This window comes from Sphingobacterium sp. UBA2610 (assembly GCF_002339225.1).
Taxonomy (GTDB): Bacteria; Bacteroidota; Bacteroidia; order Sphingobacteriales; family Sphingobacteriaceae; genus Sphingobacterium; species Sphingobacterium multivorum.
Genome location: NZ_DDKA01000009.1, coordinates 1 through 14,529 on the forward strand (window position 1 = coordinate 1; position 14,529 = coordinate 14,529).

A 14,529-nucleotide genomic window follows, 5' to 3' on the forward strand; every position below is an offset into this window, starting at 1 on the left:
AACGTTTAGGACGCAAGTGACTTTTTTCCATTAAAATGTAATAGAAATAAAAAACACCACAATACAGCGTATTATGGTGTTACATGAATATGTGGTTTGATTAGTTTTTTGCTAAGACCATTTCTGGTTCTTCTTTTCCGCCATGACAGGTTTTACAGGAAATAGCTTTGGCAGGCGAGCTATCCCAGCTTCGATTAAAATACTTTTTGTTTATCTTTTGGGTCATCTTAATCATCGCTCGTCCAATCTCTTTTTTGTGGTTATCATCACTCGCAAAATCCATTTTTTTGGGATCTTCCTTCGACGGTGCATGACAGAAACCACATTTTACACCCAATGCGACATTAAATTCCTTCATAGTGGAAATCAATTCATCGTGGGAGATATTTTTGGGAAGAACTTTGAGATTAGTCGGTTTTGGTTCTTCTTTAGGTTTTTCCTGTTGGAAGCTAAATGCACTCAAAGCAATGGCAATAGCAAACACAGATGCAATTGCACCTAATTTATTTATTTCTTTCATTTCTCTTTTCCTTTATGCTTACCTAAATATAGGGAGAAAGAGATAATTTTCAATCAGAAAATGAAGTTAATATGACAATTTAGATTGATTATTATTTACGTACTGCATTATCCACAACCCAAGATTGGCTATTGGATTGATAATTAATTTTTAGCAACTTTCCTTCGATCTTCACGTCTTTTAAGAGTGTTGTATCAGTAGAAGTCCAAGTGCTATCATTGGTTTTATCAAATCGAACGCCTGTAATATTTGGGATGCCTGTGAAAAACTCAATTTTATAGGTATCGGTACCATCACGAAGCACCCGTATCAGGCGATTATCCCGGTCCACTTCAATGGAATTGCCTTGGTATTTAACACGACCGATAAAGCTGCCGGAAGCGTCCGCAGCACCACCTGTATTTTCATTTTTTTTACACGAGATAAATAAGATAACGAATAAAACGGACGAGACTAAAGGCTTAAACAACTTCATGTGTGTAATTTTTGTGCTAAAATAAGCTTTTTTGGCCAAAATCTCAATTGATCAATCCAGAAATGATGTTAATGGTCAATGCAACGACAAACGTATTTAAAGCAAAGGAGAGGAGGCCATGAAATAATGCTACTCTTCTTATTTTTTTTGACGATATTTCCACATCAGATACTTGAAAGGTACAGCCCATCACAAATGAAAAATAAGCAAAATCTAAATAATCTGGATGGTCATCTCCTGGAAACTCCAGTCCAGCTCCATTTGCGTGATGTTCGTAGTATAATCGCGCATAATGAAAGGTGTATATGGTGTGAACCAATATCCATGAAGCCAACATGGCCAGCATACAAATAATGATAATGTAGGCATCATTCAGCTGTTTATCCTTACTTGATATGATAATCATTAATACTGAAATAAAACAGCCTATGGTTACTAAAATAATAAAAAGGGATACAAAGAGACGGCTGCCATCTTCCTGCTGTGCTTTGCGCGCAATGGTAGAAATAGGTGTGGTGTAGAATGTATACCAAGATATAGAAACGTAGGCAAGACAAAAACCAAACCAGCACAACATTAAATTGAGCAAGGGAATGGTTTTAATGGGAGAGATGAAGTAGATCAATAAAAAAATACAGACCGAAATCATTGCCCTATGAATGGATTGCATTCGATGTAGGTAATAGTTTATTTTTCCCATTTCAGTTCTATTAACAATCAAACTGTTCTTCTGCATCAAAAATCAATGGATTGCCATGATTGGAAAGCAGCAGTAATAGCGCCTCTTCCTCATAATTCCTTGGATTGGAAAAAATAAAATCCAGCGCGCCATCCCGGTCAATATCTCCAACAAATAATGTCCTCATAAATACATGGTCATATTGATCTACCTGAAAAATTGTCTTTTCTTTATCTCCGTTAGTTGGGCTATAGTTGAGTTTATAATTGGCAACCTCATGAAATACTTTCTCGTGACCGTTTTCGTCGGTTTGCACTTCAGTCGATCTAATATCACCCACTGCTTTGAGGTTAACTTTTTGGTTTTTAAAAGTATACTGTACAGATTCTTTTGGCCAGATTTCGGCCTGATTTATTTTGACATGTTCAATAAGACCAGGCTTAAGTCCGCTTAACTTCAAGAATAACAATGAATTTCTGCGTGATTCGACACTCTTAGACGGTACCTGAGCACACTCGTCAAAACCATCTTTAATCACATAATCCGCCTTTGCCAAGTAATATTGTCCACTTTCTTCGTAAAGATCATACCATTCTTTATTTAAGACAGCCGTTGGATCTTCCTTTTCCCAGATACGGTAACTACGAACAAGGAAAATCTGACCTTTAGCAGGGTCTGCTTTTTGGTAAATAGAAGATGTTGTGTCATCCACAGTCGATACCGCTAAACTGTCTGATACTATTTTTTTATCAGGTCGATCTTGCTGTTGTTTTGTTGTCTGGTTTGAACATGCCTGCAGGGAGAGCAAACCCAATATCAGGCTGAAGGAAAAAAAAACATTCATATGCGGTGAATTTTGCTTAAATATATAAAATTCACCGTATATAAAGTAGTTTGGATTCTTACGTAAGAATTTCTTTCAACAATGATAATGAATGGAGACACTTTTCATCATCAAAGATATAGGAAGTCGCCATGATCTCGTCCACTTTGTGATCGTTTACGAATTTTTCTATTTCCGGAAGGATTTTAGGGCCATCGCCAATAAATGCACAGGAAGCCATACTTTGTACAGCTTGCTCTATCGCGGGAATGCCTTTGTAGATTACCTCTTGAGTAGGTTCTGAAAGTGGTCTTCTGGTATTTGTCACAATACCAGCGAATAGATTATAGAAGCTTGTTGCTAAGAAATTGGCTTCTTCCGTACTATCGGCAGCGATAACATTGACACAAGAGATGAAATATGGTTTTTCTAAGGTATTAGAAGGAACAAAATTTTGATGATAGATCATGCTTGCTGAGGCAAACTGTGCCGGAGCAAAATGCGTTGCAAAAGCATATGGAAGACCTAAGCTAGCAGCTAAATAGGCACTATCGGTACTTGACCCGAGGATATAGAGTGGGATGTCCAATCCTTCTCCTGGAAACGCACGTACTTTTGCGTCGTAGTTGTCTCCACTGAAGTAGCGCTGTAAGTCTTTTACCTCTTGTGGAAACTGAAAGGCTGTATTCAAGTTGTTTCTGCGCAAAGCCATTGCGGTCAATTGATCAGTGCCCGGTGCACGTCCCAAACCGAGGTCAATACGCCCGGGAAACAAGGTTTCTAATGTTCCAAATTGCTCTGCAATGACTAAAGGAGCGTGATTTGGTAACATGATCCCACCAGAACCCACGCGTATAAAACTGGTGTTTGATGCGATATGTTGTATGAGGAGTGAGGTTGCTGAACTGGCAATATATTCCATATTATGATGTTCGGCAACCCATATCCTTTCAAAATCTAATTTTTCTACATGTTGGGCTATTTTTACGGTGCGAGCCAATGCGCTTGCTGTATTCTCTCCTTTTTTGATCGGAGCCAAGTCCAATGCTGATAACGCTATTTTATCCATGCATTAAAATTACGGAGAAGTTATTCGACAATTGTAATGAAAATGTCTATTCTAAAATACGTTGTGTATGTATGACACTAAATTGATCATTCACGGTTGTCGTGAAAAATGTGAACGAGTCACCAGCGTCTTTGATTTTAAATTTCTTTTTGATCTCTTCGGTCTTCAAGGGAAAATTTTTGGCGATGATATCGGAATTCAATGCTCTTTTATTTTTCTTAAAATCTGTAAATGATTCCACCTCTTTGATGATGAATGTTTTACCGGGAAAATTTTCGATCTTTTGATCGGAGGTGTAGAGATGGGTATTTTTATGGAGTTTTTTTACGTTGAATACTTCGGCAATAGTCTTAAATGCTCCGGCTTTGGAGAGAGCTACATCCGGTTCGTATAAATAGGATAGCGGCCTACTGTAGTCATTTGAAATTGCACGTTCATTTTCGTAAGTGAAAGATATAATCTGCTGTTGTTCTTGATATAACCTGACCGCGTGGATGCAAGGTTCAGCTTCGTATCCTTTCTCCTGCACGAAGATAAGTTCTTTGCAGTCATTTTGCAAAGAGACGACATAAACGTCCTTAACATGTTGCAGCATGTGTATTGCTGCAGAAATATCCAATAGTGGAGCTAGCTTACTTATTATTTTGTTGGCATGTTTGAAAAATTCATCTTGCAAGGCAACCAAATTAGGTTCACATTCATCAAGTAGAAACACTTTTTTGTTTTGAACTCTTCTTGAAGGATCCAAATAGATATAATCAAATCTTCTCTTTGGATCGTTTAGTATATATTCAACTCCATTTGCCGCAATGATCTGAAGATTTTCTGCTTTCAATATCTTTGCATTATGTTGGGTGATTGCAGCGAGTTCGGGATTGAGTTCGCAAGATGTTACTTGCTTTGCCCGTTTAGAGAAGTAAAAGCTATCAACACCGAAGCCACTGGTAGCATCAATTAAATGGCTGTTTTTTTCGATGAGTGAACTTTTAAATAATCCGGTTTTCTCGGAAGAACATTGTTCGAGATTGAGTTTGGTGGGGAAGTAAATCCCTGCTGTTTCGGCCCATAGTGGAATTTTGCCGCTCGCCCGTTGTCTACCATCGAGTTGTGCCGCGAGCTCGGAAGATGATATTCCTTCAAAAGGAGATTTTTTTAAAGCGATTTTAGTCGGAGACTCCAGTTTGTTTCGTTCTAAAAACTGTTGAGCCTCCTCTTGAAGGATTAATGTGTTCATTTATATTTTCTTAACGAGAAGTTGGCAAGTATAGGTATCCTTTAGTTCGCTAATAACTTCTTTATCAACCAAAACGCGATCAATGGTTTCTTGATTATAATAACGGATTGTAATGAGTTCTAGCCCAGATTCATACCTGACTTTGAATTTTTGCTCCAGTTCGTTAATTAAGTCGACTAGATTTTTTCCAGTATCATCGACGGAAACCGTAAAGTTGATCGCCGTATTATGCATCATATTAATTTTAATACGATGTTCATGAAATAGGTTGAAGATGTCTCTCAGATTGTCTTCAACGATAAATGAGAAATCCCTCGGGGAGATGGAAATAAAAATCTGGTTCACCTTAAAGATGAAGGAAGGCACAGGTAAAGTTTGGTTTGTACTCTTTATCATTGTTCCAGGTGAGTCAGGGTCCACAAAGGATCGCACATTTAATGCGATCTTTTTATTCTGAAGCGGCTTGATTGTTTTCGGGTGAATAACCGTAGCCCCATAATAGGTAAGCTCGATAGCATCGGTATAAGATAGCTCAGGAATCAACTCGGTTTTCTCAAACCACTTCGGATCCGCATTAAGTACACCTGGAACGTCTTTCCATATAGTTACATTTTCGGCATTTAGACAAGAAGCAAAAATTGCCGCAGAGTAATCGGAACCTTCACGGCCTAAAGTGGTTGTGAAATTTTCAGAGGTAGAACCTAAAAATCCCTGCGTAATTACAATATACTCGTCTAGGATGGCTGGCAGTTCGGCACGGATTTTTTCTTCCGTTTTGTTCCAGTCTACGACAGCTTCGCGATAGGTGTTGTCCGTAAATATATAATCTCGTGCATCTAGCCATTTTACCTTTTCACCAATGAATGCAACGTAGGCTGCAACAATCTTGGTGGAGATAAATTCACCCATCGAAACAATTTGATCGAAAAGATAATCATATGAATCTTGAGGTGCTTCCTCTAAAATCCACTCGATCTCCACAAAGCAGTTGGAAATCTCATCAAATATAGGATGTTCAGCTTCAGGGAATAATTCTTGAAGGATTTGAAAGTGAAATGCTTTCGCCTCTTCAAGTGTCTGAAATTGGTTCCCCGTGTTGTTAAAATATTCTTTGGTCAATTTCTCTAGAAGGTTTGTTGTCTTTCCCATGGCGGATATGACGACTAACAAGGCGTCGCCTTTGTATTTAGAAATAATCCGCGCCGAATTTCTGACACTTTCAGCATCTTTTACTGATGCACCCCCAAATTTAAAAACCTGCATTTATTTATTAGTTTAGTTGATTGCTAGTTGATACTATTAATATAGTGTAATCCTTTTTCTGAAATCAGATGTTTAAATGTTGTATAGGGAATACGTAATTCAGTATTTCCTTCAGCATAAGATTTGATTTCGTATACGTTGTAGTAAAACAGGATGTCGTTTTTTTCAAAAGTGAAGTTATCGGCCAAAGAAAATTTACCATCTTCAAAAAAGTACTTTCCATTTAGGGAATCATCAGCACTTAATCCTTCTTGCTTACGGAAGTATTGCTCGGCGATTTGAACGAATTTATTTTTGTTCTCTTCCTGAATGACATCATTGATTGTAATTGCACTGTTAGATTGACGATCAAAATTGGAGTACAGCGTGAAATGGTCCCCATGCGCTCCACCAGTATATTCCTCTTGTTTGGTTCTTATACCCAAGAAAACAGGTGTATTGACGATCACATCAATCTGTAGATCCCGACTCCAGGTTGATGTAGATTTGCCATTATTGTCTTCCACATATTCGTTGTATGAATTTATAAAGCGATGTGCTGCATCTGCCATGCTTGTGTCGCCTTCAAGATGAACGATACTTGATATGAGGGTATTGATTTTATTTTCTTGGAAAATCGGGTATTTTGCGCGAAAATAAGTTGTGTCCAAGCGATCATCTTCTTTTAGAAAATAATTGCTATGCTCATCGATGATTTTTTGACTATAGGAAAGTGTGTCTGTGGGCTGTTTCGCTATAGCGGCCTTTTTGTGGTCACTGCAAGCGGACAGAACGCAGCTAATAAATAATACTATTAAAAAAAAGTAAAATCGCATTGAATTGATGATTCTCGTTATTTAATACGTGATTGACACATTAATCCATTCGGCATCGAAGTTTGCTTTATATTTTTCATAAAACTTTATAGCTGGCTCATTCCAATCGAGGACCTGCCACACCATGCCATGAAATCCACACTGTTTGCCGTAAGCTAAAGTTTTATCAAAAAGCAGCTTGCCTATCCCTAAACCTCGCATTCTTTCGGTAACAATCAAATCTTCCAAATAGAGTCTTCTACCTTTCCAGGTTGAATACCGGACATAATATAATGAAATTCCGACAATTTCGCCATCCACTTCGGCAACAAATGCACCCCAAACGGGATTCTTTCCAAATCCTGCATCTTTAAATTCTTCAAGCGACACGGTGACCTCGTCCGGTGCTTTTTCAAAAATAGCTAATTCTTTAATTAGCTCAAGCATTTGGATGCAATCACTTTCAATTGCCTCTCGTATCGTTGTTTTAATCATTGTTTTTGAAGTGTTTGATTACTCTTTTGCCAAATATTGTGCTTCCAATCCGTACCATTGTCGAACCTTCTTCAATCGCTAGCCTATAGTCTGAAGACATTCCCATGGATAGGATATTGAAATACTCTTGCTTCCGGTAGAAACTTACCTTAATTCCATCGAATAACATTTTTAACTCATAAAATTCGGCTTTAATTACCTTTTCATTATCTGTATTGGATGCTATGCCCATTAAGCCACAGATCCGAATATTTTTTAATTCAAGAAACTCGTCGTCGCGAAGAAGTTCGATTAGTTCAGCATGGTCGAAACCGAATTTTGTTTCTTCTTCTGCAATATATACTTGCAGCAAACAGTCGATTGTGCGGTTCGCTTTCTGCGCATGTTTGTTAATTTCCTTTAATAATTTTAAAGAATCAACTGACGCAATTAAGCTCACGAATGGTGCGATATATTTGACCTTATTTGTTTGAAGGTGACCAATCATATGCCACTGAATATCATTAGGTAAAAGAGCGGCTTTTTCGACTAATTCTTGAACATGATTTTCACCAAATATACGCTGTCCCGCCTCGTAGGCTTCCATAATGTCCGAATTGGATTTTGTTTTTGAAACTGCTACAAGTTGTACGCCAACAGCCTCGGTTTCCAATCTTAACGCTTCTAAATTACTAGCAATACTCATTTCCGATATAGTTTTGATGATGTAAAAAGTGCCAAATGTCGGTGCTTTTTGTAAATTTGTACAAAACTACAAAATGCTACGATTAATACTGAATCTACTTGCAGTGATTTTTTTATTTGGTTCTTGTATCGGAACTGGAGGGAAAGATATTATCTCCAAAAGTAAGTTTGTGGATGCATTGACCGAAATCCAACTGACAGACTCCTATCTCAATATTTTACCCATTGACAGCGCACGTAAAGTAATGTTGCCTTTGTATCAAGTGACCTTTGATAAATATGGATTGGATTCGGTTTCTTTTCGAAAGAACTTAGACTATTATGGTAAGGATGCTGAAGTGATGTCTGCGATTTATAAAAAAGTGGAGGATAATTTAACGAAGGAAAATAAGATTTACGCCGATATAGAACGGAAAAAGCAAGATTCAATTCGAACGCGCGATTCAATCCAGAATATGCGTATTCAAGATAGCACCAATCGCGTTATGCGTGCACAACAGGCTTATCAGGAACGAGTTGCAGCACTTATCCATTATCTGCCTAATAAGACGAAATTCACCTTTAGAGAAGCTTCTTCCTTGTTTAATACGAACTTTCAAACAAAGACTGGTATAAGCATGAACGGCTATCTCATGAACCAATTGTCGGTCGGTAATTCAAATTTACCAATTGAATCGCCTTCTCCACAGAAAGATACGGTTTCCCAACTGAAAACACCTGGTACTTCAGTCAAGGATACTCTTGTGATACAAAACCATGTGGAGCCACAATTACCAACAAGTGAATTGGAAAAAAGACCAATTCTTACACCGCCACGGCACATTAAGCCGCCGACGGAACTTTAACCATCAAAGAATATAATTTCTATGGTATATCCAATAAATGCAATTGATAAACTCGGATTTTCCGAGATAAAAGATAAAATAAAACAAAAATGCCTAAGTGAGTCTGGGCGTGAGCTAGTTGAAAAAATTCAACCTCAAACCCGGTTTGACCAAATCGACCGATTTCTAAGACAGACCAGTGAGTTTAAGGATCTTCTAATGAATGATGGCGCATTTCCTGTTGAAAATTTCTTTCCGCTTAGATCCATTATCGAGAAAGCTCGAGTCGAGGGCGCGTTCTTACTCGAGGATGAATTTTTTCGGGTATTACTATCCCTCAAGACTGTTTACGCTATTATCCGTTATTTTAATGAGCGGGAAGGTCTCTATCCCAATTTAGAGGTATTGTTTGAGCATTTACCGATCGAGAAGGGGATTATTCGCGATATCGAAATGGTCATTGACGAGCGTGGAAAGCTTAAAAATAATGCTTCCCGATTACTGTTGGAAATAACCCAACAAATTCAACGGGCAGAACAGGAGGCCCTAAAACGTATCAATAGTATCTTTAAGAGCGCACAGGACAGCGGATGGACAGCGGATGGGAATCTGACGATACGGGATGGAAGGCTCTGTATTCCTATTCTTGCGGAAAATAAAAGAAAGCTCAAAGGTTTGATTCATGATGAGTCCGCTACGGGACAAACTGCTTATATAGAGCCTGAAGAAGTATTTCAGTTAAATAATAAAATTAGGGACCTAGAGTTTGAACGTAGGCGTGAGGTCATCCGTATTTTAGTCGAACTAACGGACAAGATCCGGCCACATATTCCGCTCTTGCTTTCCTATCACAGCCTATTAACCAAAGTAGATTTTGTGCGAGCGAAAGCACTTTTTGCCTTGGATATTGAGGCGGAGATGCCCGAGTTATCGAAGGAGGCTGAGATTAATTTGGTCAATGGTCGACACCCGCTTCTATTGCTGAATCAGCATCATATTGTTGTTCCATTGAACATTCAAATCGATCATATTCAGCGTATTATTGTTGTATCGGGGCCGAATGCTGGTGGGAAATCTGTGTGTATGAAAACGGTTGGTCTTTTGCAAATCATGGTGCAATCGGGCTTATTAATACCAGCGGAACCAACAAGTAAAGTCGGTGTTTTTAAGCAGCTATTTGCAGATATAGGGGATGATCAATCCATTGAAAGTGACTTAAGTACCTACAGTGCGCATCTATCCAAAATGAAATATTTTACGGAATTTGCAAATGGACGTACTTTGGTACTGATCGATGAGTTTGGAACCGGTACCGACCCTTTGTTTGGCGGACCTATTGCTGAGGCTGTATTGGAATCCCTTAACAAAAAACAAATCAGGGGAGTTGTGACCACCCACTATTCAAATCTCAAAGTTTTTGCCAGCAATACGACAGGTCTGGAAAATGCTTCAATGTTATTTGATAATCGCGAAATGAAACCGATGTATATCCTACAAATTGGTAAGCCAGGAAGCTCTTATGCTTTTGAAATCGCACAGAAAATAGGATTAGGTAAGGATATTTTGGAGTCTGCTAAAAGTAAAATTGGTGTTCAGCAGAAGAAGGTAGATACATTATTGATCGATCTTGAGCGAGAAAAGAAGGAGGTGTTTGATACAAAAGTTGCTATTAATAAGCGTGAAAAGGAACTGGAGTCAATTAAATCGGAGTATTTGGAATTACAAAGTTATTTAGAAGAAAATAAGCGTGTAATTTTGAAGAAGGCGAAAGAGGAGGCGCAGCAAATTATTAAAAGTTCGAACAAGCTAATCGAAAATACGGTAGCGCAGATCAAATCTGCAAAAGCGGATAAGGAGAAAACTCGTGAGTTGCGCAGCAATTTGGATAAGGCACTTCAAGCTGTTCTTCCCAAAGAGCAAAAACCGGCGAAGCAAATCGTCAAAGAAAAAACGCCTGAAGCCACCGAATTAAATATTGGGGATTGGGTACAGATTATAGATAATGGTGCTGAAGCGCAGATTGTCGAAATTGCAAAGAACAACCTTATTCTTGCCATGGGGGAACTTCGCACTGTTCAAAAGCGAAAGAATGTGATTAAACTCGAAGGGCGGGAAGGGAAGAAGTCTGCAAAAAGTCTATCAAGATCATTATCTTCTGGCAGTGTAGCTGATTTCAAGCCAGAACTTGATTTAAGAGGAATGCGCACAGAAGACGCACTGCATGAATTAGAACGTGTTTTGGATCGGGCCGTCATGATAGGTTATCCGTCCTTAAAAATTATTCATGGTAAAGGTGATGGTATTTTGCGCAAATTTATTCGCGATTACCTTCGTAAATATAGTCATGTAAGCCGTTTTGAGGACGAACATCAAGATCGTGGGGGCGATGGTATAACTTACGCTTATCTATAGTCTTAATTGCACGGAGCTGAGCATGTTCGAAGCTCCGTGTTTCATCTTTCTGTAAAGTTCGGTATGGAGAATATCATTAACTTTTTGACTAGTGAGCCATTGTTAAACGCTCTCACTTCAATTCTGTGTGGGAGTTTAATTGGTTTTGAACGTGAGTATAGGAATAAATCTGCTGGATTTCGGACGGTAGTGCTTATTTGTTTCGGTTCGGCGATGTTTACTATTGTTTCCTGTTTGTTTATTGGCAATAGTACTGATCGCGTTGCTGCAAATATTGTGACTGGTATAGGCTTTATTGGTGCTGGTGTGATCTTTAAAGGCAAACTATCGGTTAGTGGTCTCACAACAGCGGCCGTTATTTGGGCGACAGCTGGTATTGGCATGTTTGCCGGATTGGGGCAACTGGTTTATGCGATTTCCTTTGCTGTTTTTATGGTGGTAATACTCGCGCTTTTTCAGCGGATCGAAATTCTTTTGGCTCGTTACTACCTAGTCCGTTCTCTACACGTAAAGTTTAGTTCCAATGAGTTTTATCACTTACATGAGTTTGAACAATTGGCATTGGATTTTAAGATTAAAGCTACCAGGCGTGTTATTGAAAAGATTAGTGGTAAGTTAGAAGTAATGTATGATATTTCTGGGAAAATGACCGATTTAGATCGTTTTAACCAACAATTGGCAGGTTCATTAGTTATAGATGAGTTTTATTATAACAAATAAACACATCTATAACTAACCTCATTGTAGCTTAAGTCGTTTCTTTACCTCCGAAAGTAATCAAAACCATACCTGAAATGATGACAAACATACCCAGTACCTGCTGCCAGCTCAATGAACTTTTAAAATATAGCGCCATCGCCAATTGGACAGTTAGAAATGTGCCACCAGAACATAAGGCTATTACGATAGGTTGAGAGACGTTCTTAAATAACTGCACAAGAAACCAACTTGCTGATAAAAGAATAATGTTTCCTATAATTAAAGTTGTCCATTTATACTTTGGATGTATCCCGCCAAGTTTAAACAGGATAGATGAAATAATTTGACAGGCCCAAAATGCCACAAAATATATATAGTTCAGCATGGATTTTTTATTCGTATCTACTATAAGCACTATTAAAAGATTGGCGCATCAATGCGAATTGATCGATCACACTCTTCAGAAATTCTTCGTCAAGTAAATCAAAGACCCCATTTACACCTCCAATTATATCCATTTCTGCAATTTTATAAGATTGTTCTAAGTTTCCTTGTTCAAATTTAATAATGAATTTTTGATTCATACCAAAGATTGAAATCTTGCAATCGGGATGGGGGAGTTCAGCTATTAATCTCATTTAAATTTTGTGTTTTTTAAAATTAGCATAAAAGTATAAAAAAACGCCCAAATGCAATGCATTTGAGCGCTCAGGATTATGATATGATTAGAAAAAGGCGTGTTATACGATACCTTGTGCTTTCATCGCGTTAGCGACTTTTATAAAACCACCAATATTGGCACCTTTCAGATAATTAACGAATCCACTGTCTTGGCCATATTTCAAGCAAGTTTCGTGAATGCTTTCCATAATGGTTTTTAAGCGATTGTCAACTTCTTCTGTACACCATTGTGTACGGATTGAGTTTTGAGACATTTCCAAGCCGCTGACAGCAACACCACCAGCATTCGCAGCTTTGCCAGGTGCAAAACTGATTTTTGCATCTAGAAAAACTTTAATAGCTTCTGCAGTAGAAGGCATATTTGCACCCTCAGCTACGCAGATACAACCATTTGCTACAAGCGCTTTAGCATCCGATTCTTCTAATTCATTTTGTGTTGCACATGGCAGAGCGATATCACATTTAAATTGCCATGGCTTTTGACCAGGTAAGAATTTGGCGTTTGGATAGCGAGCAGGATATTGATCGAGGTTTCTTCCCAAAGTAGCCCCAAATGCCATTTTTTCAGCATTAAAACCATCAGGATCGTAAAGTGTGCCCAAGCTATTTGATACAGTGATTACTTTGGCGCCAAGTTGAACAGCCTTTTCAACAGCGTAAAAGGCTACGTTGCCAGCACCAGATACTGTAGCTACTTTACCTTGTAAAGATTTTCCTTGATATCTGAATATGCAGTCAACAAAATATAGGAGCCCATAGCCGGTAGCTTCAGGACGAATATATGATCCACCCCATAATTCACCTTTGCCCGTTAGAACGCCTGTAAAATTGTTTTGAAGTCGTTTAAATTGACCGAATAAAAAGCCTATTTCGCGTCCACCAACGCCGATATCTCCTGCAGGAACATCTGTATCTGCGCCAATATGGCGATAAAGTTCTGTCATAAAGCTTTGGCAAAAACGCATAATTTCATTATCTGATTTACCTTTAGGGTCAAAATCAGAACCTCCTTTACCACCACCAATTGGTAGTCCTGTTAAGCTATTTTTAAATACTTGTTCAAAAGCGAGAAATTTTAAAATACTTTGGTTGACAGAAGGGGCGAAGCGAAGGCCACCTTTATATGGACCGATTGAACTGTTCATTTGAACACGATAACCACGATTTACCTGTACTTGGTGATTATCATCCAACCAAGTTACGCGAAAAGATATAATACGTTCAGGTTCAGTAAGTCTTTCGAGAATTTTTTGGTCGAAAAATTCAGGATGATTTTCAGTAATATAAGGAAATAAATCCTCAGTAACTTCTTTTACAGCTTGTAAGAATTCTGGTTCATTTGGATTGCGTTTCTCAACGATTGAAATGAACTCGTTAAAGTTTTTTGACATGTTTTAATTAGTAAAATTTCCCTTTGGCTGGCACTAATTTATATAATTTTTAATAAAAAACCAATATTTGTTAATTATTTACAATTATTGGTCTTTTTTAATGAAATTTCATATTTTTTAAAATTATTTCAAACAGACTAATCAATAGCGAAATGAAGGCATAATGACCATTTAACAGTATTTTATTCGAAACTAAATCTAAAAGATAGAATCATTTTCGTTTTTGATAAAATAGCTATGAATACTCATTACAATTGATGAATATTTAATGTTTAGCTTTTTTTTCTGACTATTTGATAAATGTAGATGACCCCTATTTTCTTTATATATTTGGTAATTATAATTTATATTATGTTAAATAGTAAATATCCGAGTGTGCCCTCTCTATACAGTTGATCTTTAAGCTTGGTTCTTTAAAATAGATTCTGTGGTGTATAAGTTCAACTTCATAAAAAAAAGGAACCCAAACAATGCCTGAGTTCCTTG

16 protein-coding genes are annotated in these 14,529 nt (G+C 37.9%); 3 read left to right on the plus strand and 13 right to left on the minus strand.

The window, feature by feature from the left end:
* Positions 1 to 100: 100 nt before the first annotated feature.
* The 10 genes from B4Z47_RS05790 to B4Z47_RS05835 all read right to left on the minus strand — a co-directional run bounded on the left by B4Z47_RS05790 (position 101) and on the right by B4Z47_RS05835 (position 8,037).
* Complete coding sequence (locus B4Z47_RS05790) at positions 101 to 520, minus strand: c-type cytochrome (RefSeq protein ID WP_112374791.1); 420 nt, start codon at positions 518 to 520, stop codon at positions 101 to 103.
* Between the two features lie 91 nt (positions 521 to 611).
* Positions 612 to 995 (minus strand): hypothetical protein, encoded by a 384-nt coding sequence (locus B4Z47_RS05795; RefSeq protein WP_115048675.1) that lies wholly within the window; start codon positions 993 to 995, stop codon positions 612 to 614.
* A gap of 43 nt (positions 996 to 1,038) precedes the next feature.
* Complete coding sequence (locus B4Z47_RS05800; protein ID WP_201303531.1) at positions 1,039 to 1,695, minus strand: DUF1345 domain-containing protein; 657 nt, start codon at positions 1,693 to 1,695, stop codon at positions 1,039 to 1,041.
* Positions 1,696 to 1,705: 10 nt separating this feature from the next.
* Complete coding sequence (locus B4Z47_RS05805; RefSeq protein WP_115048677.1) at positions 1,706 to 2,518, minus strand: hypothetical protein; 813 nt, start codon at positions 2,516 to 2,518, stop codon at positions 1,706 to 1,708.
* A 58-nt stretch (positions 2,519 to 2,576) separates the two neighbouring features.
* Entirely contained in the window at positions 2,577 to 3,566 is a 990-nt protein-coding gene (locus B4Z47_RS05810) for an LLM class flavin-dependent oxidoreductase (protein WP_112374794.1), read from the minus strand.
* Positions 3,567 to 3,612: 46 nt separating this feature from the next.
* On the minus strand, positions 3,613 to 4,800 hold the full coding sequence (locus B4Z47_RS05815) for a THUMP-like domain-containing protein (RefSeq protein ID WP_115048679.1): 1,188 nt from the start codon (positions 4,798 to 4,800) through the stop codon (positions 3,613 to 3,615).
* Positions 4,801 to 6,063, minus strand: coding sequence for an aspartate kinase (locus B4Z47_RS05820; protein WP_115048681.1), 1,263 nt, complete (start codon positions 6,061 to 6,063; stop codon positions 4,801 to 4,803). It lies immediately after the preceding gene.
* A 23-nt stretch (positions 6,064 to 6,086) separates the two neighbouring features.
* Positions 6,087 to 6,878, minus strand: coding sequence for a DUF3298 and DUF4163 domain-containing protein (locus tag B4Z47_RS05825; protein ID WP_112374796.1), 792 nt, complete (start codon positions 6,876 to 6,878; stop codon positions 6,087 to 6,089).
* A 21-nt stretch (positions 6,879 to 6,899) separates the two neighbouring features.
* Entirely contained in the window at positions 6,900 to 7,352 is a 453-nt protein-coding gene (locus B4Z47_RS05830) for a GNAT family N-acetyltransferase (RefSeq protein WP_112374797.1), read from the minus strand.
* Positions 7,345 to 8,037, minus strand: coding sequence for a YggS family pyridoxal phosphate-dependent enzyme (locus B4Z47_RS05835; RefSeq protein WP_112374798.1), 693 nt, complete (start codon positions 8,035 to 8,037; stop codon positions 7,345 to 7,347). Before B4Z47_RS05835 ends, B4Z47_RS05830 begins: the two co-directional genes overlap by 8 nt.
* A 73-nt stretch (positions 8,038 to 8,110) precedes the next feature.
* Between B4Z47_RS05835 and B4Z47_RS05840 the strand changes: the two genes are divergently transcribed.
* From B4Z47_RS05840 to B4Z47_RS05850, 3 genes are all read left to right on the plus strand, one after another.
* Positions 8,111 to 8,881: a DUF4296 domain-containing protein gene (locus B4Z47_RS05840; RefSeq protein WP_112374799.1), complete on the plus strand. Its 771-nt coding sequence runs from the start codon at positions 8,111 to 8,113 to the stop codon at positions 8,879 to 8,881.
* A 21-nt stretch (positions 8,882 to 8,902) separates the two neighbouring features.
* Positions 8,903 to 11,272, plus strand: coding sequence for an endonuclease MutS2 (locus tag B4Z47_RS05845; protein ID WP_115048683.1), 2,370 nt, complete (start codon positions 8,903 to 8,905; stop codon positions 11,270 to 11,272).
* 63 nt (positions 11,273 to 11,335) lie between these two features.
* Positions 11,336 to 11,992: an MgtC/SapB family protein gene (locus tag B4Z47_RS05850; RefSeq protein ID WP_112374139.1), complete on the plus strand. Its 657-nt coding sequence runs from the start codon at positions 11,336 to 11,338 to the stop codon at positions 11,990 to 11,992.
* Positions 11,993 to 12,020: 28 nt separating this feature from the next.
* Here the strand turns inward: B4Z47_RS05850 and B4Z47_RS05855 are convergent, their stop codons facing one another.
* From B4Z47_RS05855 to gdhA, 3 genes are all read right to left on the minus strand, one after another.
* On the minus strand, positions 12,021 to 12,356 hold the full coding sequence (locus tag B4Z47_RS05855) for a hypothetical protein (RefSeq protein WP_231585243.1): 336 nt from the start codon (positions 12,354 to 12,356) through the stop codon (positions 12,021 to 12,023).
* A 7-nt stretch (positions 12,357 to 12,363) separates the two neighbouring features.
* The gene (locus tag B4Z47_RS05860; RefSeq protein WP_046673390.1) at positions 12,364 to 12,609 is read right to left on the minus strand and encodes a hypothetical protein; all 246 of its coding nucleotides are present in this window, start codon (positions 12,607 to 12,609) and stop codon (positions 12,364 to 12,366) included.
* A gap of 102 nt (positions 12,610 to 12,711) precedes the next feature.
* Entirely contained in the window at positions 12,712 to 14,043 is a 1,332-nt protein-coding gene (gdhA, locus tag B4Z47_RS05865; RefSeq protein WP_070564173.1) for an NADP-specific glutamate dehydrogenase, read from the minus strand.
* Positions 14,044 to 14,529 lie beyond the last annotated feature (486 nt).

Bases quoted from the DNA above. Each gene is read 5' to 3' on its own strand.
- B4Z47_RS05790 (WP_112374791.1), bottom strand. From the start codon at position 520: ATGAAAGAAATAAATAAATTAGGTGCAATTGCATCTGTGTTTGCTATT.
- B4Z47_RS05795 (WP_115048675.1), bottom strand. From the start codon at position 995: ATGAAGTTGTTTAAGCCTTTAGTCTCGTCCGTTTTATTCGTTATCTTA.
- B4Z47_RS05800 (WP_201303531.1), bottom strand. From the start codon at position 1,695: ATGGGAAAAATAAACTATTACCTACATCGAATGCAATCCATTCATAGG.
- B4Z47_RS05805 (WP_115048677.1), bottom strand. From the start codon at position 2,518: ATGAATGTTTTTTTTTCCTTCAGCCTGATATTGGGTTTGCTCTCCCTG.
- B4Z47_RS05810 (WP_112374794.1), bottom strand. From the start codon at position 3,566: ATGGATAAAATAGCGTTATCAGCATTGGACTTGGCTCCGATCAAAAAA.
- B4Z47_RS05815 (WP_115048679.1), bottom strand. From the start codon at position 4,800: ATGAACACATTAATCCTTCAAGAGGAGGCTCAACAGTTTTTAGAACGA.
- B4Z47_RS05820 (WP_115048681.1), bottom strand. From the start codon at position 6,063: ATGCAGGTTTTTAAATTTGGGGGTGCATCAGTAAAAGATGCTGAAAGT.
- B4Z47_RS05825 (WP_112374796.1), bottom strand. From the start codon at position 6,878: ATGCGATTTTACTTTTTTTTAATAGTATTATTTATTAGCTGCGTTCTG.
- B4Z47_RS05830 (WP_112374797.1), bottom strand. From the start codon at position 7,352: ATGATTAAAACAACGATACGAGAGGCAATTGAAAGTGATTGCATCCAA.
- B4Z47_RS05835 (WP_112374798.1), bottom strand. From the start codon at position 8,037: ATGAGTATTGCTAGTAATTTAGAAGCGTTAAGATTGGAAACCGAGGCT.
- B4Z47_RS05840 (WP_112374799.1), top strand. From the start codon at position 8,111: ATGCTACGATTAATACTGAATCTACTTGCAGTGATTTTTTTATTTGGT.
- B4Z47_RS05845 (WP_115048683.1), top strand. From the start codon at position 8,903: ATGGTATATCCAATAAATGCAATTGATAAACTCGGATTTTCCGAGATA.
- B4Z47_RS05850 (WP_112374139.1), top strand. From the start codon at position 11,336: ATGGAGAATATCATTAACTTTTTGACTAGTGAGCCATTGTTAAACGCT.
- B4Z47_RS05855 (WP_231585243.1), bottom strand. From the start codon at position 12,356: ATGCTGAACTATATATATTTTGTGGCATTTTGGGCCTGTCAAATTATT.
- B4Z47_RS05860 (WP_046673390.1), bottom strand. From the start codon at position 12,609: ATGAGATTAATAGCTGAACTCCCCCATCCCGATTGCAAGATTTCAATC.
- gdhA (WP_070564173.1), bottom strand. From the start codon at position 14,043: ATGTCAAAAAACTTTAACGAGTTCATTTCAATCGTTGAGAAACGCAAT.